At 42.5% G+C, this 19,271-nt stretch carries 18 protein-coding genes; all 18 read right to left on the bottom strand.

Features of this window, described 5'->3' with window-relative positions:
* Positions 1-3: 3 nt before the first annotated feature.
* The 18 genes from ACMVP2_RS26940 to ACMVP2_RS26855 all read right to left on the bottom strand — a co-directional run bounded on the left by ACMVP2_RS26940 (position 4) and on the right by ACMVP2_RS26855 (position 18,789).
* A complete protein-coding gene (locus tag ACMVP2_RS26940; RefSeq protein WP_416865912.1) occupies positions 4-1,650 on the bottom strand; it encodes an N-6 DNA methylase in 1,647 nt (548 codons plus the stop codon).
* Complete coding sequence (locus tag ACMVP2_RS26935; protein ID WP_416865911.1) at positions 1,650-4,676, bottom strand: Eco57I restriction-modification methylase domain-containing protein; 3,027 nt, start codon at positions 4,674-4,676, stop codon at positions 1,650-1,652. The genes ACMVP2_RS26940 and ACMVP2_RS26935 overlap by 1 nt, the downstream gene beginning before the upstream one ends.
* Positions 4,673-5,014 carry a helix-turn-helix domain-containing protein gene (locus tag ACMVP2_RS26930; RefSeq protein ID WP_416865910.1) on the bottom strand — a complete coding sequence of 114 codons (342 nt, stop codon included), beginning with the start codon at positions 5,012-5,014 and terminating at the stop codon, positions 4,673-4,675. The genes ACMVP2_RS26935 and ACMVP2_RS26930 overlap by 4 nt, the downstream gene beginning before the upstream one ends.
* 130 nt (positions 5,015-5,144) lie before the next feature.
* Positions 5,145-6,962, bottom strand: coding sequence for a DUF3987 domain-containing protein (locus ACMVP2_RS26925; protein WP_416865909.1), 1,818 nt, complete (start codon positions 6,960-6,962; stop codon positions 5,145-5,147).
* A 3-nt stretch (positions 6,963-6,965) separates the two neighbouring features.
* Positions 6,966-7,886, bottom strand: coding sequence for a BT4734/BF3469 family protein (locus ACMVP2_RS26920; RefSeq protein WP_416865908.1), 921 nt, complete (start codon positions 7,884-7,886; stop codon positions 6,966-6,968).
* Complete coding sequence (locus ACMVP2_RS26915; protein ID WP_416865907.1) at positions 7,873-8,169, bottom strand: helix-turn-helix domain-containing protein; 297 nt, start codon at positions 8,167-8,169, stop codon at positions 7,873-7,875. Before ACMVP2_RS26915 ends, ACMVP2_RS26920 begins: the two co-directional genes overlap by 14 nt.
* The gene (locus ACMVP2_RS26910) at positions 8,166-8,465 is read right to left on the bottom strand and encodes a helix-turn-helix domain-containing protein (RefSeq protein ID WP_348282405.1); all 300 of its coding nucleotides are present in this window, start codon (positions 8,463-8,465) and stop codon (positions 8,166-8,168) included. Before ACMVP2_RS26910 ends, ACMVP2_RS26915 begins: the two co-directional genes overlap by 4 nt.
* Before the next feature lie 231 nt (positions 8,466-8,696).
* A complete protein-coding gene (locus tag ACMVP2_RS26905; protein WP_416865906.1) occupies positions 8,697-9,713 on the bottom strand; it encodes a hypothetical protein in 1,017 nt (338 codons plus the stop codon).
* Positions 9,710-10,804 carry a phage integrase SAM-like domain-containing protein gene (locus ACMVP2_RS26900; RefSeq protein ID WP_416865905.1) on the bottom strand — a complete coding sequence of 365 codons (1,095 nt, stop codon included), beginning with the start codon at positions 10,802-10,804 and terminating at the stop codon, positions 9,710-9,712. Before ACMVP2_RS26900 ends, ACMVP2_RS26905 begins: the two co-directional genes overlap by 4 nt.
* Positions 10,801-11,154: a helix-turn-helix domain-containing protein gene (locus ACMVP2_RS26895; protein ID WP_115869583.1), complete on the bottom strand. Its 354-nt coding sequence runs from the start codon at positions 11,152-11,154 to the stop codon at positions 10,801-10,803. The genes ACMVP2_RS26900 and ACMVP2_RS26895 overlap by 4 nt, the downstream gene beginning before the upstream one ends.
* 242 nt (positions 11,155-11,396) lie before the next feature.
* Positions 11,397-12,779 (bottom strand): tRNA uridine-5-carboxymethylaminomethyl(34) synthesis GTPase MnmE, encoded by a 1,383-nt coding sequence (mnmE, locus tag ACMVP2_RS26890; protein ID WP_416865904.1) that lies wholly within the window; start codon positions 12,777-12,779, stop codon positions 11,397-11,399.
* A gap of 171 nt (positions 12,780-12,950) precedes the next feature.
* Positions 12,951-13,400, bottom strand: a complete 450-nt coding sequence (locus ACMVP2_RS26885) for a thioredoxin family protein (RefSeq protein ID WP_416865903.1) — start codon at positions 13,398-13,400, stop codon at positions 12,951-12,953.
* Positions 13,397-14,293 carry a metal ABC transporter permease gene (locus ACMVP2_RS26880; RefSeq protein WP_416865902.1) on the bottom strand — a complete coding sequence of 299 codons (897 nt, stop codon included), beginning with the start codon at positions 14,291-14,293 and terminating at the stop codon, positions 13,397-13,399. Before ACMVP2_RS26880 ends, ACMVP2_RS26885 begins: the two co-directional genes overlap by 4 nt.
* Positions 14,294-14,296: 3 nt before the next feature.
* Positions 14,297-15,586: an iron chelate uptake ABC transporter family permease subunit gene (locus ACMVP2_RS26875; protein WP_416865901.1), complete on the bottom strand. Its 1,290-nt coding sequence runs from the start codon at positions 15,584-15,586 to the stop codon at positions 14,297-14,299.
* Between the two features lie 21 nt (positions 15,587-15,607).
* A complete protein-coding gene (locus tag ACMVP2_RS26870; protein ID WP_339811337.1) occupies positions 15,608-16,402 on the bottom strand; it encodes a metal ABC transporter ATP-binding protein in 795 nt (264 codons plus the stop codon).
* Positions 16,403-16,411: 9 nt separating this feature from the next.
* Positions 16,412-17,344, bottom strand: coding sequence for a metal ABC transporter solute-binding protein, Zn/Mn family (locus tag ACMVP2_RS26865; RefSeq protein WP_416865900.1), 933 nt, complete (start codon positions 17,342-17,344; stop codon positions 16,412-16,414).
* Between the two features lie 2 nt (positions 17,345-17,346).
* Positions 17,347-18,003, bottom strand: a complete 657-nt coding sequence (locus tag ACMVP2_RS26860; protein WP_317491970.1) for a metal-dependent transcriptional regulator — start codon at positions 18,001-18,003, stop codon at positions 17,347-17,349.
* Positions 18,004-18,129: 126 nt separating this feature from the next.
* Positions 18,130-18,789 carry a glycosyltransferase gene (locus tag ACMVP2_RS26855; RefSeq protein WP_339793353.1) on the bottom strand — a complete coding sequence of 220 codons (660 nt, stop codon included), beginning with the start codon at positions 18,787-18,789 and terminating at the stop codon, positions 18,130-18,132.
* Positions 18,790-19,271 lie beyond the last annotated feature (482 nt).

Genomic DNA, 19,271 nt, shown 5'->3' with positions numbered 1-19,271 from the left:
CCATTACTTCTTCCTGTTAATCCTTCGCTGAGAAAGTTTTTTCCAAATACCCCTCATAACTGCTACTTCTTCTTTTTTAAAACCATGATGATTGACTAATAAAGCTTCATCTACAATATCGAGTACTTCTTCAACTTTTCGTTTGCGAATGAGTGCGTCTATATGATCGAAATCTATTGGTAAGTCAGCTAATCGAGGCATTTGTATTTCTTCAATTTCAGTAGGCTCAAAGGTCATTACTCCACCTCCATAACTTCTACCTGTGATTTCTGAGAAAGCAAAGGAGAGTGAATTGAAGAATGAAATTGCTACCAAGTTTCTATCAACTCCGTCCTTAAAGCGAACTCTATGAATTGTATCAGTGGATGAAGCTCCTGTTTCGTTTAAAACGAGTTTCGGATAGTCACCAACCTGTCTTAATGCAAAAGCATCTGGCACCCATAATGAAGGGGTGATGTACCAACGCTTTCTAATTCTTGTTTTATATCCGGTGTTAAAACCTTGCTGCTCACCATATTCTATATACTTCTGACAAACTTTGGGCAATTTTTCAAAATCCTCATTGGGGGGTATGAATAAATGAATTGAATTTTGAGCTTTGGAGTTTTCAGAAAAATCAGTTTCAGAAAAAGTAATGCCTTTCAATTGATTGGATTTACTGGCAACAGGGATAGTATATGGTTTTAGCTTCCATTGTTTAACCTGGTCTTCTTTGAGCATAAAGAACTCGTTTCTACCAGTCACCAATCCAACATCCACCTCCATTATATCGCTGCATGAAATTACCCTCTTATCCTTTCTTAATTTCTTCAAAAGGGCAATTTCGTTTTCCTCTAAAAAATACTTTGTCCATTTTTCAGTGCTATGATCTATTGCCTTTACATTGGAGCCATTTATTGATTTAAAGTTGATAGACTTTAGATCTTCAAGGTTCTCGCATTCGATTACCCTAATCCCTTTGCCATGGTTTACCTTTTTTTCACATAACAATAGAACTACTTCTTGTTGAATGTTGGCAAAAACCAATTTTTTAAAAGTTACTATCGTGATTCTTTCAAAGAATTTTGAGAGAAATACCCTTGTTTCAGCCGCATACTTGACCTGAAAAAGTTCCGCTGGTATTACCATGGCCATTCTTCCGTTTGCGTTCAGTAGAGAAGCCGATATAACCAAAAAAGGAACCCATATATTAGTTAACTTATTTGGATTGAGTCCCAAATTCTGCATCATCTCAATCGCCAGTTTCCTGTGTTCTTCAGGAAAGTTCTGGTATCTAATGAAAGGAGGATTACCTAATACAGCATCAAATTTTACTTCACCATTACTGCTTAAATAATGAAAGAAATCATTGTTTTCGATTGTATTTGAATTCAGACCCAGATTTGCTGCCCTTGACTTTGCTTTGATGGATTCTTCTTCAATAAGTTCAATCCCTTTTATTCTACCTTTTAAGTCCTCTCCAACAACTCCTAATTCTTTAAATCTGAGAATAGCTGCTTCAATGAAATTACCATCTCCGCAACTGGGTTCAAGTACATTTTTAGTGTTTTGTTGAATACACCAATTACATAAGAATTCAGTAATGGGTTGGGGTGTATAGTACCCACCTCTTAATTTTTGTTTACTCAGGTTTTCTAATACTTGTCCCATTATTCTTCAATTGTTAATTCAGTAGTAAACATTTCATCTGTAGCTACCTGGCTAAATTCATCATCACTTATGTCATACAACCTATTTATGGTTTGTACTAACATTTGTTGGAGTGTTTCCATTTTTCTCTCAAGTATGGTTCTTCTTGTACCATAGCTTCCATTTTTATAAGCATCCTTAGTTTCAATGAGTGCTTTCACAGTTTTTATGACTTGATTGTATAGCTTTTTATCAGCATCTGAATTGATCAGCCTGACGGGTAAGTTTTCAATGAATTGCTTACCATGTGAATAATATGCACCCCTGAATTCACTGGCGCCAGATTTAACCATAATCTCAAATAAGGGGTGAGATAAAATCCCTAAGAGATAATAAATTGAATAGTCTGATGTATTGATTAACGCATAGTATGGACCATTGCCACCTCCGGTAAATTGCAAATTATCACTATCGAGAACATAGGGTGCTGATGTAGATAAAACTGACCATATAAGCTTTTGAGTATCTTGGAATCTTGTCAAGCTTTGTGATCGACCAAATTGATACCATTTAGGAGTATTTCCTTGTAAACTTCTTTTCTCAAGGCTTTCTTTAAATTCATTTAAGTACTCCCATGCATTAGGATATTTTTCACTAAAGAATTCTTCACTGTAAACCTCGGCTTTACCATCATGAATTCGGTAAGGGAAGATTATTTGTGAATTTGATTTAATCGTATCAAATACGCCAAATGACAGGTCATATATTGCTGGAAGGCAAATCTCTTTTTCTATCTCATACTGTTTCCCCTTCTTAGTAAAGATGAAAGTAGTAGGCGTTTCTTGAACAGGCTCGAAAATATAAACCTTATCAGCACTCGTTTGTAAACCAACACATATTTCAGCTAGACTTTTAAGAGGTGCTGTTTGTCCATTGTGCATTTTATCGAATACGGTTTTAGTACCAGGTGATAGAAATATCCAAGGCTCAGAACCGTAGCTTTCAGAATTGTACTCAAGAAAATTCGTTTGATCTGATAAAACCTCCGGAGTAATCCTTTTTACCCGTTTGAATTGAAAAGTATCTTTCTTTTCCCTTTGAAGTATTAGGATAGCAGTATAGGTTGATCGATCTGGAAATACCTGAGTTACTCCAAAATGTGTGATTTTGCCTATTTGACAATTTGATACAATAAATTCACGTAGAGCTTTTCCCCCTTTAATAAGGAAAAATTTGTGAGGCACAATGTATCCTAGAAAACCGTTATTATTTAGTAGGGCAACTGCTCGCTGAATAAAAACATAATACTTGTCGATTGTTTCCTTTTTGGCTACACTGAACCCAGAAAGCTCTGACTGATAATACTTAATTTCCTCAGGTGCATATTTTACGAGATTCTGAATACGTACATAAGGAGGATTACCAATTATTGCATCAAAGCCATTGGTCTCCTTTAAAAATGGAAATTCATTATTCCAATCAAAGGGTTTGACATTATATAATAACTGATCGTTTTCGAGGGCATCTGGTTCAAATTCAAAGAATGCTGAATCCACCAAGGAATTTCCACACTTGATATTGCCCTTTAAATTTGGAAGAATTTTTTCAGAATGTTGGTTGATGAAGTTATTGACAGTAGCCTCATTTTCACCCTCTAATAGCTTCAATAGCAAACTAAACTCAGTTACTTCAGCAGCATATGGATTGATGTCAACACCAAAGAGATTCTGTTCCAAGATATTTCTTTTAGCTTTTAAAGTAAGCGTAAAAGAGGTGTCATCTATCTGGTTTATTAGATCATTGTTATTAACCTCTTCCTCAATTAGCTGTTGAAGTGATCTTTCTAAAAATAAGTCAAAAGCAGAAATGAGGAAAGTGCCTGAACCACAACATATATCGGCAATTCTAAGATTTTGAAGCTCCTGAAAAGATTTTCCATTTGTCAAAGGCATTAAGGTATCTTTAACTATTTGTTCAACTATCAATTTTGGAGTAGGAACTACTCCGTTTGATGCAGACACTTCTGGCTCTTCCAGTATGGACAACTGTTGACCTTCCTCTAGAATGATTCTGCTTCCTAAAAAGCGTTCATATATTTGACTTAAAATAGTCGGATCTACCACCGTAAAATCATAAGGACTCAGTGGATAATAGAGCTCATTGAAAATTTCAATAAGCACATCTGAATCAATGGTTATATTTAAGGAGAGTGTATCTTCAATAAAGTCAAAAAGACCTGAATTAAACCTTTTATCAGACTGTTGAAACAATTGTTTGAGAGCGGAATAGTCTTGAATATTTTTAAGTGTTTCAAATTTCTCGATCGTCCTATCCTCGCATATTCTAAGGAAAATTATTCGATTGATCAGACGCTGAATAAGGAAATTAATATCCTCACCGTCCAAACCTTCATTTTTGTTCAGTGCTGAATTAGCAAGCTGTGTTCTCCATTTTTCAATCTGACTTAAAAAATAGTCGTCAAAAGTGTTACCCTTTCTTTCATAAACTGAAAATAGATCATCCAATTGTCCAGAATTAGCTGACTCAAATGAAACCATCTGACTGATCTCCTCAATTGCATCAATGTACTCTGTGAAATTGAATATTTTTATGCGAGCTACTTGCTCGTTTTCGGATGCGTCAGGCTTGAATCGACAATCATAAATAACAAGATTTTCAAAGTTTGTTAGAATAGAGATACCAAGATTGGCATTCCAACCATACCTTCTTGTTTGAAAGGCTGCCTTAGAAGATTTTAGGATGTTGACTGAAGGTTTTTTAACTTCTACAAACAGTTTTCGGGTTCCATTAATGCGTAGTGTATAGTCGGGATTCTTTTTACTCGTTTCATCCTCAACTACAATATACTCTTCCTGTATAACATCTCTTAAGAAATGAGTTTTAGCCTTCTCATTATCTACATCCCATCCTATGCATTTTAAAAATGGGTCAATGAAATCATTGCGTAACTGCGTCTCATTATAAGAGGACTTCAGGCAGTTATCCCGATCATTTTCATATTTGTCAACTAATTCTTTTATAGTCATTTTTTGTCGAAATCAATTTTACCCTGTTGAAGGCTTCTGGTCTTTAAGTACTTTATTTTTTCTTCAGCTACTTTAAGAATTTCATTTGAGTTTGCTTCTTGCATTAAATCATTGGCAACTTTGTCACTTAATAAGATCAGTCCAAGTGTTTCTTCATTTTCACTGAATAATTCAGCAAGGAGAGGTAGCATTTCTTTGTTTGCAGACCTTTCACCTCTTTCAATCTTACTCAATGTAGAAGGATCAATATCTAAGGTTGCAGCTACCTTCCTAAGAGGTAAGCCAAATTGCTCCCTTAACTTCCTAATGTGTTCCCCAAAGGTCTCCTGAATAGACATTGCTTTATTTTTCTTGATTAAATAATTTGGACATTATTTGTCAAATATAGTTATCCATTTGTGGGTTTCCAACTATTCAATCATTGAAAAACAGTAGTCAGGATTTTAAGGAAATGGAGGATACCAAGGATTAACTGCCCTTAGTATCCTTAACATCCTCATTTTCCTCAATCGAGGTATTTATGTAGTTGTCCTGAGACTCACGATGAATCAGCCCTGATTTACAGAAGTCAGTGATATAGCCCTCTGCTGTTTTGTGGGGAACACTTAGAGCTGCTGCCACTTCCAAGTACTTCTGGCGGTTGAAGTGTTTGGGTAGCTTATGCAAGAATTTCTCTTTCCTATTTAATCGAGTAGGTTTCTGAACGTCCTCTGGGAGTTCTGCAAACACTTTACTCGAATGCTTTACCAATACTTTCACCATAGCAAGCGAAGCTTGAAAGTCTCTTTCTTCACAAATCATCTTTAATGATGTTTCGCCTGTTTCCATGATCCGCAAAGCGGAGAATATCATGGAGAAACGATAGGCAATCAATCCCAATCTACGTATGGTTGCCATATAGTCGATTCCCTGAATACTCATGTACTTTTCCTGTATCTGACCAAAGAACTGATTGAACTGGTCTTGCTGGTCAGCGGTGAGAAAGAATTGAACATCCTGTCCAGCTTTCAACGAACTGTAAAGACTAAAGAACTCATTGCCTAACGCATCAAAGTAGTCGTCTAATCCATTTGTAGTTTGCGAAGCAAATACATTCTTCCACACTGGCCGAACATTCATGTAGTAGAATATGAAACGGCTGAATAAGCCGTTTTCTGCATTCGGAATTAGTGCTGCTACTTGCTTGGGCGTACCTGAAAGGACAGTAGAAAGACAAGGGCTTTCTATGTCCACATATTCACGGTCTGTCCTGCGATAGTAGGAAATAGTCTCATGGTGAAAGGCTTTTCTAAAGCCGTCACTATAGTTGCCATAATCGCTCTTAAATGCATGTGCAAGTGTGTCACCCTCAGTTTCAAATATCAGTCCTTTACCATCACTATCACCCAATAATTGATAAGCTCCAGTAGAGCTATTGTTTGCAGGAATAAACAGCATCTTTTCAGGTGGTTTCGCTGGTTTCTCAATGCCTTCAACTTTACCTTTATTGGCATTGTATTCAGCCAATTCCAGTTCATAATGTTGCTTGTGGAGTTTTGCTTGTTCCCGAAACTCCTTATGTACTGGATTGACCAATTGGCGACAATGTACCAAACGTCCTTTACCTGCGGATGCCTGGGCGGTAATGAATAGAAATAGGTTGGAGTAGACACGCTTTCCATCATAGATGCCTGACACCTTAGGCAAACAGGCACTAATAGCCACTAAGGAGCCAAGGAGTAGAATATCCCTTTCTTCATTAGAGGTTGCTATCTGAATTACTCTTTGTAAGTATTCAGGAAGTTCAGGAAATAAGGAATCAGGAAAGGTTGGCATTTGCTCCGGTTCTTTCTTGATTTCTGCCTGACTTGTTAGGGTCTTACTTTGATGCTCAGACCTGCTTGCAGGGCTGTAGGCTTGTCTTTCCTTCTTTTGAGTAGTCAATGGTATTCCTGCTTCTTTAGCGTGATAGAAGAAGGTTTTTAGGGAAACTCCCTGACCTCTTGCTTTCATGCAATTATCAAACTGCTTGTCACACTCTTGTGTAGAATACTCTGGGTGAAATTGACTGACTCGGTGGAACAGGTTTCTGCCTGTCTCACCAAACTCGTCTGCAAAGGCAAAACCGATATTTACCCAATCGCTGTAAGCGGAGGTAACATCTATTTGGTTGGCCTCAATTTCCTGTATGACTCGTTCAACTTCTTCGAGTTGTGTAGTTGTATTGTAATTGCTGTGCTCTGTAACTTTTACTTGTTGATCTGGCTTATCAAGCCATTCCAGCGGATTGAATGTTTTTCGCTCCATAACCTATATGTATTTAGGGTTGATGAATATATCTGTATCGTGCGGAAGGAAACATGCTCTTGAAATATCCTTTCCTGATTGGTCTACTTCTAATTGATAGCTGTGGGAAACGTAGTTTGCCACTGCCTTGAAATAGTCCTGGTGTTTTGCCTGTGTCAAGTCAATCGGTATTACCCATTTCAACCCATCACCTGAAGGAGATACGAACAGTAGCTCCGTTTCAAAATAGTGGTCGCTGAGTAATGATTCCTTGAGTGAAGGAATGTCCTCAATTTGGTCAAAATCGATTGTGAGCAAACCTGAATGTCTTTGGAGGTTAGCATCATTCCGCTTGGAGAATGACCCTGAGAAGGTCACATAATCGAAGTTTTGAGCCTTATACTTTCGGGCATCCTTTGGCTCGGAGATATTGCGAAGTGTACTTGTACACGAAGCAAAATCATTGCCTTTGATGAGGTGGTACACCTCTATCAAGGAGACTTGGCGACTTGGCTTTACATTAGATACTGGCTTTTTGAAATAGCTGAATACTGGTGGTGTAGGTTTCTGTATTTCAGGAATAGCAACCACAGGTTGCGTTTCCTCTTGGTGATAAAATCCTCTTTCCTTGCCAATTCTCAGATATAGTTCCTCATTGATCTTATCGAGAAGGGCTTGCCCTTCGAGGCTGAGATGCAATGAAGCAAAATCAAAGACATTGCCCTGTGCAATGGCTTCTTCTGTATCTGTGTGTTTCGCAATCCCGTCAACCACTTTCACCATCAATGTGGGCTTGTCCGCATTGAATGGATTCTTAGCAGGCTTACAGTCCCTTCCCGAAAGGGAAAGAACTGTTTCACCTTGATAGTAGTGGCGTAACACATGGGCATAGATATTTAAGCCGTAATGTGTTTTGCTCAATATGGCTTCTCTACTTATCTCCATAATGCTTTGATTTTGAAGGTGAGTAGTTAGATTCCAGTAAAGATTCCATGTCAGAAACTTTGTAATAGAACTTGCCATTGATTCGGCTGTAGGGAAGAACCCCACTATCCCGAAGGGATTGAAGGGTTCTTTTGCTAATGTGTAGCGTTTGCATCACTACCTGACCATCAATCCATTCGTCACTGAATTGCTCCAATCGTGAATTATGGAAATTGAGGAGGTATGCTTTGATTGTTTTTATGTCCTGAGTAAGTGTCAGGAGCATATCGAATACCTCTGTCATAGCTTTACCCTCCCTTTCTTGATTAGGTAATCCGCAGCTCTGCGGTCTATTTCCTCCTGAGTAGAATTGCGGTTGCGAAGCAACCAACTTTCTAACTCAGCTCTGTTGAAATAGAGCTTTTTCCCATTAGGCTTGTAGTGTGGAATACTTCCCGCACTTGTCAACTTGTACAAGTGTGATTGGGATACTTCCAGGAATCTACATGCTTCATTGAAATTCAGTACCTGCTTCATGATCAGGTTCTGATCCAATACGTGTCTCTCGATTATCTCGAGTCTCTTTAATATTTCGTCCATGACGTTTTCGATTATGAAATGTGTAATGGACTCTTGGCCAAAAGTCATATCCGATTGTCGAATACGATGCTAAAGTAGGAGGCTAAAAGGGGCGTTATGAGGCTCTAAAGCATGGTGCGGTGTAGAGTGCAGAGTGCAGAGTGGGCTGTAAAAAATGATAGCCCACTTTTATGGCAAAAGAGGACTAAACAAAAACAGAAAAAAGATAAAAGGAGTATAGTGCAGAGTGGACTATATCAAGTGCGAAACTGCCTTTTCTATTTTATCTCCTGTTAGGTTTGGTCTTTTTAAAGACCTGAACTTTGACCTGTCAAAGGAATTTCCATCACTATCAACAAAGCAAAGGCAAGTCACTTCCCATTGCTTTTGCTTGAGGTCATCTACTAATTTATGTTCTGAGTATATCAGCTTAATGAAATAGAATAGTTCGCTGATATTCCCTATCCATTCTATAGGTGTTTTAATTTCACCTCCTGAGAATACCTTTTTGAAATTGAGTAGGGTTGTAGATTTGCTAATGAAATGATTCAGCTTTAGGCTATCCCATAAATCAGTCAATTTATCTGGGTTGGTGTTTAGCTGCTTGTAGGTAAATGAATGAAATGAATTTGCTGTTGCTGCGGTTTCCGTTTTGGTTGCTGGTACTGGTTTGGATTCAACTTCAATTAGTTGAACTGGCTTCAAGAAATGTTTGTCCGGGACAGGTTCTAAGAGTAGTTGGCTGTAAAAGTCTTCCAGTATGAATTGATCATCTATCCAAGTGCTGAAAGCAGCTTGGATTTCCAAGTAAAGCTGCATGTATGCAAGCTTTAGAAGCTGGACGATGAATGTGTTTGCCTTATGGGTTTGGTCTAATTCAAAGGATGTTTTCTTAGGATCTATGTACGAAAGTGCATAGTCCTTTTCTTTAATCAATTTTCCAAGGTCTTTTAAACGTGTTTTAATCCGCTTGTTAAGTGTGTCTTCAAGCCAATACTTGATTAAGTTTTCATTGTTATCCTCCTTGATCAGCTCCACAAGTCTGACACATTCCGCTTTGATATTATTCAATATCAGTTTGGAATAGTACTTTGTTTTGTGATCGAATGGCCTGTGAAAGCTGATTTCATATTTGAATTGAAAATCTGTGGAGGCTTCCTTTAAGCTGCTGAGTTTGGAAGCATACTTTTGATCAAGGCTGTTTTTTCCTAACCAAGGGCGAAGCTCTTGGTATAGGATGTCATCAAGTAATTTGGTTTGATTGCTCATAGGTCAAGTTTGATTTTGTTGGCCGCTTCTTGTTTCTTTTCATCTATGATTTTCGCATAGACTTGGGTGGTCTTCAATTCCTTATGGCCTAAGAGCTTTGAGACTGTGTAAATATCAGTTCCTGCAGTAAGCTGCAAAGTTGCATAGGTATGACGAGCACAGTGAAAAGTGATGATCTTGGAGATACCAGCTTTCATCATCCATTGTTGCAATTTCAGGTTATGCCAGGCAGAGTATTTCAATCCTTTGAATACTCGTTCTTCTGGAGCTTGCCTTTCACCGAGCAAGCCAAAGGCTTGTTCTGAAATAGGTAGTGTTTCAGCTCCCTTGGTTTTCTTCTGTCTGAATCGGATGTAATACCCGTTATCATTTGAATGCTGCACCTCTGACCAGAGTAGCTTATTGATGTCTGACCACCTCAGACCAGTGAGGCATGAAAATATGAATGCCGTTTTCATCTGTGGGATTTCACATTCTGTATTGGCTGCCGCTTGCAGTTCCTCCAAGGTTAGAAACTCTCTTTCTGGCTCCCCTTGTTTAAAGGCGTCAACTCCTTCACTAGGGTTGGTCGGTAGGATTCCGTCTTTCACTGCTTGCTTTAAAGCTGCTCTCAGCTTGTTAAAGTAGGAGTACTTTGAGTTTTGGGATAGCTTCTGACTGCCGTGTGCTATGGCTTTCTTATCAAGATAGTATTTGAAATCCTGAATAAACTGCCTGTCAATGTCTGAGAAGGATACCTCATAGGAACAGAATGCCTTTAGATGTTTCAGCATACTTGTCCAGTTGCCGTAATTGCCTGGACTGTCTTGTCTCTGATTGGCAAGTAGCTCAATGTATGCAAGGAAGCTACCTTTCAATTTCTCATTGTCTCGGAACCCATAAACACCGTTTTGGATTTCAATTTGTCGCTGTGCTCTGATAGTCTCAGCTAATTGAAGAGTCTTTTTGTTGACCTCTTTTTCTTCCTTGGTCTTCGGATTAGGAGTAAGGTATAATTTGAGGTATTCGGTTTTCCTTTTTCCCTTATGGTAGTAGTCGAGGTATAGACTGGTCTTGCCACCTTGATTACGTTTTCTTAGTGTTACTTTCATGCCTGAAACAGTTTTTCGATTTCTTCTCTCTTGATGATGGTACGGCTACCAATTTTCGCAGCTTGAATTTTTCCGTTCTTGATCTGACGGTACAGAGTCATTCTACTTGCTCCAAGTAGTTTGCAGGTTTCGGCAATACTTAGAAAGTCTTTGTCTTTGACTTGCTCCTGATTGTACTCTTGTTTCTGTACCGCAGTAGGGGCAATCTCCTGCACCTTCTGATCTCTCTTGCGTTTCTTGTAGGCACGCTTGGCACAGTTATCACCACAAAATTTGGTCACAGTTGTCTTGGCGATAAACTCAGTACCGCAATGCTGACAGATTTTTGGAACTCGAATGTTGCTGCTCATGGTGTTTCCTTTTTCGGCTTGTTTCTGTATCAGAGTGTATCCCTTTGTATCAGGATGTATCCCTATGTAACATTATCTCGCCTCTATCTTAAAAATCTGTTACTAACAACAAATATTGAGTGGTCAGCAACAAATTAGTAACGAAAGATAGGAAAATAAGAGCAAATTAGCAACAAGAAAAGGAAGTAAAAACAGCCTAAATGATATTAAAAGAAGGGTTGAGCGTACTAAATGAAAAGTAATTACTTCCCGATACAAAACTTACTAAAAATATTTGCCAGCAAATCGTCATTCGTTACCTCACCCGTAATCTCACCAAGGTGGTGGAGGGCCTGGCGGATGTCCAGGGCCAGGAAGTCGCCAGTGACGTTGGAGCCGATTCCCGTGAGCACATCATCAAGGGCCTGGCTCGTCTTCAGCAGGCTTTCGAAGTGGCGGGCGTTGGTTACGATGGTGTCGCTGCTTCGCACGTTCTTCAGGTTGACCTGATCGAGGATTTTGTCTTTCAGCTCTTCCAGGTATTGCTGCTGAGAGGCAGAAATAAAGATGAACCGGTCATCTTCTTTTAGTTGAGCCACCAGACCAGCTGGCGCTTTGTCTATCTTGTTCCCGATAGGAATGAACGGCTTGCCCAGGTTCTCAAGCTTGTTGATCTCTTTGTTGATGTCGGTGATGTTGTCGTTCACCAGGTCAAAAAGGTAAAGGATCAGCGAGGCCTCTTTCATTTTGCTGTGCGTTCTTTCCACACCGAGTGCTTCGATCACATCGGTTGTTTCTCTGATGCCCGCCGTGTCAATGAACCTGAAAGCCACGCCTTCAATATTGATTTCATCTTCGATGGAGTCACGGGTGGTGCCGGCAATGTCCGACACAATGGCCTTTTCTTCTTTGAGCAATGCATTGAGCAGGGTAGACTTGCCTGCATTAGGTTTCCCCGCAATCACAGTAGGCACGCCGTTTTTGATCACGTTGCCCAGGTCGAAACTCTTGATCAACTGATTGATGATCGTTTTCAGGTCAGTCACCAGCTTTGCCAGGTCGTGGCGATCGGCAAATTCCACATCTTCTTCGCCGAAGTCCAGCTCCAGCTCAATCATGCTGGCAAAGTGGATGAGCTGCTCCCTCAGCTGTTTGATGTCTTTTGAAAAGCCTCCCCGCATCTGCGACATGGCCGCCTGGTGGGCCGCTTCTGAGTCGGAGCTGATCACATCGGCTACCGCCTCGGCCTGGGCCAGGTCGAATTGCCCATTGAGAAATGCCCTTTTGGTGAATTCGCCTGGTTTGGCCAATCTTGCTCCTTTGCTGACGGTGAGGTTAATGATGCGCTTGATGATGTACGATGAGCCATGACAGGAAATCTCCACCACGTTTTCTTTGGTGAACGACCTGGGAGCAATGAAAACCGACATCAACACTTCGTCGATGACCTCTTTGCCTTCTCTGATAGTGCCAAAATGGATGGTGTGTGAATCGACTGCGTCAAGATCTTTGCCATGAAATACCGCATTGGCAATCCTTATCGCCTGAGGCCCCGAGAGGCGAACCACGGCAATGGCGCCAATACCCTGAGGGGTAGCAAGCGCCACAATGGTATCGTCGAACTGAGAGTAGGAGAGAGCACCCAAACTATAAAGGGGGTTAATTGTCTGAAAACATTTTTGTCGAAATCACAAATGACAAAGCCCAAATATCAAATAAGTTCCAAATATCAATCTCGAAGCACCAAACCGTTTCGAATTTTAGGCCATTGGTGCTTATTTGCGTTTTGTTATTTGCCTTTTGTATTTTTTGATGAGCTACTTCTTCGCCAGCTTTGTGATGATCCTCTTGAGCTGCGGCGAAGTTTTGTATCCTGAAACGATTTCAAGTCTGTCCTGGTCGTTGTCTACCAAAATGAAGGTGGGATACCCTTGAATTCCCAGTGCCTTTACCATCTCTCTGCCACTGGTTTCCTTACCCAAAAAACTAAACTTATCGTTTGTCTCTCCATTTATCTTAACTACATAAACCGACTCATTGACCAGCGATGCAATTTCGGGATCAGCAAAAGTGGTTTTGTCCATCTTCTTGCACCAGCCACACCAGTTGGCATACATCTCCACAATCACCGGTCTGGGCTCTTTTTTCAGCTTTTCAGGCAGCTGGTCAATAGACGTCCATTCTGTGGTGGTTGGCTCAGCCGGTGCCGCCGCCGTGACCACAATGGCCAGCATGGCTAGGGACAGTAGTCCAATCAATTGCTTCATATCGGTTCCTCTTTTAAAGTCATAGAAAGTTTCGATCTTCTATTTCTGAACACTACTCCCTGCGTAGGAGAGAACAAAAATACAACCAAAAAGATTAAACCCGCCACCGTCGACATTGCACCGGCGATAGATCCGTCAATATAAGACGCAAGATAATAGCCCAGCACCGAAACAATCACGCCAATGATACAAGTGAAAATAAGCATTTTCTTGAAATCCTCCGTAAGCAGATAGGCCGTTGCTGGTGGAGCGATAAGCAAAGCCACCACCAAAATAGCTCCAACCGATTCGAAAGATGCCACCGTTGTAAGCGACACAGCTCCCATGAGCAAATAGTGCCAAAGCATGGTGTTGATGCCAATGATGGCGGCGTAGGAGGGGTCGAACGTGGTGAGGAACAACTCTTTGTATCCGATGAAGATGAAAGCAATGACCACCAGCAGCACAGATCCGGAGATGTAGAGTACCCTTGGCCCCATGATTGTGCCGGTGTCGGTAATCCAAAGGTCAATAGGCACGTAAGCAATTTCACCGTAAAGCACACAGTCCTGGTCGAGGTCAACCTTGCCAGCGAAAGCAGAAATCAAAATAACGCCCAGGGCAAACAGCCAGGTGAAGGTGACACCAATGGAGGCGTCGGTTTGGAGATTGCCCTTTTTGTGGAAAAATTCGATGAGAAAAGTGGTGATGATGCCCAGCGCACCGGCTCCCAAAAGCATGGGCAGGGAGTCCCGGCTGCCAGAAATGAAAAATGCTATTACAATACCCGGCAACACGGCATGAGAAATGGCATCTGCCACCATGGCCATTTTTCGAAGGATGAGGTAGCTCCCCACCAGGCCGCACGAAACGGCCACCAAAGAACCTGCTAAGATGATATATATCGCTTCCATGGCTTATCTGTAAGGGATTGTTTCGTTGTGAGGATCAACAGACGGATAGTTGAGTTTTTTCTCCAACCGAGCCTCTATTTCCGGCGTTATGATATGCTCGATGGTTTCGGCCTCATCGTGCACATGGTCGGGCGCAATGCGCAGGTACTCGGTCAGGTAAAGCTCCCAAAGCCTGTGAAGCTTCACTATGCGTTGCCCTTTGTTTTTACCTTCCTCGGTAAGTACCCAACCTTCCCGATCCTGCTTCAGGAAACCGCTCCTCACAAGTTTTTGGAGGCCGCCTTTTAACCGCCCCATCACAAAACGTCGTTGGGAGATCAGGTCGCTTATCTTACGGTGGCCATAGTATTGGTCATCGGCCTCACCCAGGTGGAAAAATGCCTTGAGGATGTTTTCCTCCAGGATTTGTTTCTGATACCTTCTTTGCTGGTACTGCTTGTAGAGAATGCCCTTCCTTGGCGCAATGAAGAACGAGCTCATGGCGATGAAAGAAATCACCAGCACAATCCATGGCCCCGTAGGCATGGCAGGAGCCACGAAGGAGATGTAGGCACCAGAAACGCCGGAAATCGCCCCAAAGAGCGCTGCAAGGAACACCATTGTGGTCAGCTTGTCGGTCCAGAACCGGGCTGCCGCTGCCGGGGTAATGAGCATGGCAGCCATTAACACCACGCCCACAGCCTGAATGCCTGTAACTACGGCCAGCACGGTGAGAGTCGTCAAAACGAGCTCCAGCCCCTTCACGGGCATGCCAATGGCTTTGCCAAATTGTTCGTCAAAGGCAAGCAGGGTTAGCTCTTTGAAGAGGAGGCCGACAACCAGCAGCAAAATAACACTGACCGACCCGAACACGATCAGGTCCTGGCCAACAAGAGAGGCTGCTTTGCCAAACAGGAATTGATCCAGGCCGCTTTGATTGGCGTTGCCAGAATGCTGGATAGCCGTAAGGATCAGAATACCGAGCCCAAAAAAGACCGACAGGGTAAGACCAATGGCGGTGTCTTCCTTTAACTTGGAATACCTGACGATCATGTCGATAAACCGGAGGGAGATCCAGCCGGTAATAAACGCCCCAATGATCAGATAAATGGGGTTCTTGGTTCCTGTGACAACAAAGGCCAGGCACACCCCGGGAAGCACTGAATGTGCAACGGCGTCTCCAATGAGCGCTCTTTTCTTGAGAAAGGTAAAACAACCCACAATGGCCGCACTGATAGCCAGTAGCACCGAACCCACCACCACGTACCTGATGTTGGGATCCTGAAAAGAAAAGAAATAGAGAAAGTCTTCCATAATAAGAGTCGCCTGGTTTGCCTACACTGTTTTCTCTCTGCTGGGGAAGCGCCCTTTAGTAAGCAAGTCTCCCACTTCTGACAGAATGGTGAGCTTGCCTCCATACGCTTCCTGCAAAAGCTCCTCTTTGAATACATCGACTGTTGGCCCCGAAGCCACCAAGCGCATGTTCAGCAAAATGAGCCAGTCGAAATACTTGGCTACGGACTGCAAGTCGTGGTGCACCACGACTACCGTTTTACCTTCCTTCGACATTCTCCTCAGCAACTCTACAATTGCTTTTTCGGTGGCGGCATCCACACCGGCAAATGGCTCATCCATAAAATAGACCTCTGCCTGCTGCGCCAGTGCCCGAGCCAGAAACACCCGCTGCTGTTGTCCACCCGACAGCTGCGAAATCTGCCTGTTTTTGAAGGCCTCCATGCCCACCAAACGCATGCTCTCCTGCACCACCTCCCTGTCGGCTTGCCGTGGCCTTTTGAAAAGCCCCAGCTTTCCATAACGGCCCATCATGACTACATCATTAACCGACGCTGGAAAGTCCCAGTCGACAGACTCCCGCTGAGGCACGTAGCTGATCTTTTCCCTCACGTTGTCAAGTTGTGTGTCAAACAGCTTCACATAACCGCTGCTTAGCGGCACGAGATCCATAATGGCCTTGATGAGGGTCGACTTACCGGCACCGTTAGGCCCCACAATGCCTACCAGACTGCCCTTTGGAAGAGAGAGGTCAATTCCCCACAGCACCGGCTTTTGACTGTAGCTGACCGTGAGATCGTGAACTTCGATGATCGGATCTTCTGCATGTATGTTCATCTTACCAGATTATTTTAAAGAGGATACTATTGTGTTTACATTCGCCGCCACCATGCCAATATAGGTGCCGTCTTGTGTGCCAAATTCGCCCATTGCGTCGGAATAGAGTTTACCGCCAATCACTACCTCATGTCCACGCTGTCTGCAGCCGTCTACCACGGCAGTGATGGCTCTTTCAGATACTGAAGTCTCAACAAAAACAGCTTTGACGTTTCTGTCAACAATAAGATTCACCAGATCGGCTACGTCTTTGAGGCCAAACTCTGATTGTGTGGAGATGCCCTGAAGCCCGTTTACTTCAATATTGTAAGCATCGCCAAAGTAGCCGAATGCATCATGCGCAGTAACCAGAATCCTTTGCGTTTCGGGGATGGTGGCTATCTCTGCCGTTACCCAGTTGTGAAGCGAATCAAGCTTTTTCAAATAGATGTCCAGATTTTGCTGGTAGTAGGCGGCGTTGTCCGGGTCTTTTTCTTTCAGCGTCTTGCCAACTTCCAGCACGGCGTTTTTCCACAGGTCAACATTGAACCAAATATGAGGGTCATAGTTTCCTGCGAAAAGAGGAGTGTCCCTGAGTCTTTCCTTCGGTATTTCTTCCGCAACTGCCACGACCGGCTTCAAGCGCCCCAACTTCTCCAGTACTTCGCCCATTTTTCCTTCAAGGTGAAGGCCGTTGTAAAAGACAACGTTGGCCGCTGATAGTCGCTGGAGGTCTCCCTGGGTGGCTTTGTAAAGGTGAGGATCAACGCCGGGCCCCATTAGGGCATCCGCTTCAACGGAGTCTTTTGCGATATTCAGTACGGCATCGTAAATCATTCCCGTAGTCGCCAGCACTTTGAGCTTCTCATCTTTCTGCCTTTTTTGAGTGGTTTGGGTGCAGCCAAAGAACAGTATGTTGATGATTACGACTGACAGGGTTATTCTCAATATCAATTTTTTCATGTTTAGTCTGTGATCAAAATGTTTTGAGACACTTCTCTGGAAATGAACACCTTTTGTTTGTTATCTATCAGTATCTCCATGGAACCATCAAAGTCGACCCGCCCGGTTACCTCCAGCCTGGCGCCGAGGTAGATACCGATTTTATCGAGGTATTGTAAAAAGGAAGAGCCTTCGTCGTTAACCGCCACAATTTTCCCTTTGACTCCCACCTCAACCTTGTCTAAAGGTGTTTTTTTTGCAACAGCCATCTCACCGTTTTCGTCAGGAATAGGATCTCCATGAGGATCTACTTTGGGGTAATCGAGGAATTCATCCAGCCGCTGAATCAGGAGACCGGAACGGATATGCTCTAGTTGCTCAGCTACTTCATGCACCTCGTCCCAATTGAATTTTAGTTTGTCAACCAGAAACACTTCCCAAAGCCGGTGCTTGCGAATGACTTGCAAAGCCATCATTTTTCCTTTCTTGGAAATATTGACTCCGTAATACTTTTTGTATGTCACCATCCCTTTTTCATCCAGTTTCCTGATCATGTCGCTGACCGACGCTGGCTTTGTGCTCATGTGGTCAGAAATGGCATTGGTAGACACCTCAGTAGCACCGCTGTCAGACAAATGAAATATGGCTTTCAGGTAGTTTTCTTCGGCAAAGCTTAGCATTGCAAATTATTTTTCATCAAAGGTAAAAATATTTTAGAGTTATCTAAAAATATTTTTCAACCGATATCGTAATGCAAAAACAGGAAGAGACGTTCACGCCTTGGTCAAAGAGGTCCGAGCAGGTGCTTACCGACCCAACATAAGCGTGCTAACCAACTCGGTAAGCTTGTGTTCCTCAGTTGTCCAGTAGATGTCGTTGTAGTCGATAGTGGCAGGGTAGAAGGTGCTGTTCAGTAACGACGATAGTTCGCCAGTTGAAGCTTGCCCGGATTTAAAAATAACAGCAGCTTTTTTTTCCAGGCAGTAGTTGGTCCACATCTTTTCTTCCTGAATAATCATCGGCAGCCGATAGGACATGTACTCCCAAACCTTGGTAGGAAAGCACTCGTTGATGGCTGGATTGTCAGGATAAAACACCAGTCCGAAGTCGGCTTGAGCAATGGCAGATTGTATGGTCTCGTAAGGCACTCCATCGGCTCCTCCTGTCAGCATGATAGAGGGGTGAACCCTTATCGTTTCAGCGACATATTGAATCGACTTTTTATCGGGCACCTTACCACACAGGTGCAGCTGGCTTCCGGGAATAGTTTCGTGAATTTTTAGAAAGGCTTCGATGGCTTCCCGAATTCCATAGGTAAGAGACAGCGTGCCCGACACAAGAAATACCGGGGCATTGAGGTTTGCCTTTTTGGCGATAGGGGCAGGCAGGGGCAGGGCTTTGTTTTGCAGTACAGTCCACCGGCGGCCAATAAAGGGTAGTGAAGTGTAGCTGTTTTCTGCCAGCATGAAATGCGTGACAAATGGGGCGCATATTGTTTCAATCCATCTGACCCATGCGGCAGCAAGAGGTTTCAGAAAGGTGGGAAGAGGGGAAAGGTGTTTGATGTTCTGTTGATAATTTTCCTGAATATCATACACAACTCGGGTGCCAAATATTATTTGGTATAGAATACTAACAGGCAGTAATTCAGATGTATTAACTATTATTACTTCAGGTTTTAGTTTAATCAATTTCAAGAGAAATCTGAGAGGGGCGAAGAGTCTCCCGAACGAGATTCTTTTGAAGTGAAAGAGAGGGATAAATATAATATCGGGGTGTGCGGAGTGATTTTTCGAATTGAATCCTATGATATTAAAACCATATTTATTTGTTTTCGTCATTGATAGGGCAAGCTTGTGATAGTGACGTATGTCATCCACAGGTTTCAATACCGAACCAATCACAATTTGTTTCTTTAACATGGCGCTAAGGAAATCCGATTCCTTTG

This window comes from Imperialibacter sp. (assembly GCF_048007035.1).
Lineage (GTDB): Bacteria > Bacteroidota > Bacteroidia > Cytophagales > Cyclobacteriaceae > Imperialibacter.
The sequence above is the reverse complement of the archived record's forward strand: the minus strand, read 5'-3'. Positions and strand labels throughout refer to the sequence as shown.

What these genes read in the sequence shown, in the direction of transcription:
- ACMVP2_RS26870 (WP_339811337.1), bottom strand. Translation starts at nt 16,402, where the DNA reads ATGAACATACATGCAGAAGATCCGATCATCGAAGTTCACGATCTCACG.
- ACMVP2_RS26885 (WP_416865903.1), bottom strand. Translation starts at nt 13,400, where the DNA reads ATGAAGCAATTGATTGGACTACTGTCCCTAGCCATGCTGGCCATTGTG.
- ACMVP2_RS26910 (WP_348282405.1), bottom strand. Translation starts at nt 8,465, where the DNA reads ATGGACGAAATATTAAAGAGACTCGAGATAATCGAGAGACACGTATTG.
- ACMVP2_RS26855 (WP_339793353.1), bottom strand. Translation starts at nt 18,789, where the DNA reads ATGCTGGCAGAAAACAGCTACACTTCACTACCCTTTATTGGCCGCCGG.
- ACMVP2_RS26860 (WP_317491970.1), bottom strand. Translation starts at nt 18,003, where the DNA reads ATGCTAAGCTTTGCCGAAGAAAACTACCTGAAAGCCATATTTCATTTG.
- ACMVP2_RS26875 (WP_416865901.1), bottom strand. Translation starts at nt 15,586, where the DNA reads ATGGAAGACTTTCTCTATTTCTTTTCTTTTCAGGATCCCAACATCAGG.
- ACMVP2_RS26930 (WP_416865910.1), bottom strand. Translation starts at nt 5,014, where the DNA reads ATGTCTATTCAGGAGACCTTTGGGGAACACATTAGGAAGTTAAGGGAG.
- ACMVP2_RS26935 (WP_416865911.1), bottom strand. Translation starts at nt 4,676, where the DNA reads ATGACTATAAAAGAATTAGTTGACAAATATGAAAATGATCGGGATAAC.
- ACMVP2_RS26900 (WP_416865905.1), bottom strand. Translation starts at nt 10,804, where the DNA reads ATGAAAGTAACACTAAGAAAACGTAATCAAGGTGGCAAGACCAGTCTA.
- ACMVP2_RS26920 (WP_416865908.1), bottom strand. Translation starts at nt 7,886, where the DNA reads ATGGAGATAAGTAGAGAAGCCATATTGAGCAAAACACATTACGGCTTA.
- ACMVP2_RS26925 (WP_416865909.1), bottom strand. Translation starts at nt 6,962, where the DNA reads ATGGAGCGAAAAACATTCAATCCGCTGGAATGGCTTGATAAGCCAGAT.
- ACMVP2_RS26905 (WP_416865906.1), bottom strand. Translation starts at nt 9,713, where the DNA reads ATGAGCAATCAAACCAAATTACTTGATGACATCCTATACCAAGAGCTT.
- ACMVP2_RS26895 (WP_115869583.1), bottom strand. Translation starts at nt 11,154, where the DNA reads ATGAGCAGCAACATTCGAGTTCCAAAAATCTGTCAGCATTGCGGTACT.
- ACMVP2_RS26915 (WP_416865907.1), bottom strand. Translation starts at nt 8,169, where the DNA reads ATGACAGAGGTATTCGATATGCTCCTGACACTTACTCAGGACATAAAA.
- ACMVP2_RS26880 (WP_416865902.1), bottom strand. Translation starts at nt 14,293, where the DNA reads ATGGAAGCGATATATATCATCTTAGCAGGTTCTTTGGTGGCCGTTTCG.
- ACMVP2_RS26940 (WP_416865912.1), bottom strand. Translation starts at nt 1,650, where the DNA reads ATGGGACAAGTATTAGAAAACCTGAGTAAACAAAAATTAAGAGGTGGG.
- ACMVP2_RS26865 (WP_416865900.1), bottom strand. Translation starts at nt 17,344, where the DNA reads ATGAAAAAATTGATATTGAGAATAACCCTGTCAGTCGTAATCATCAAC.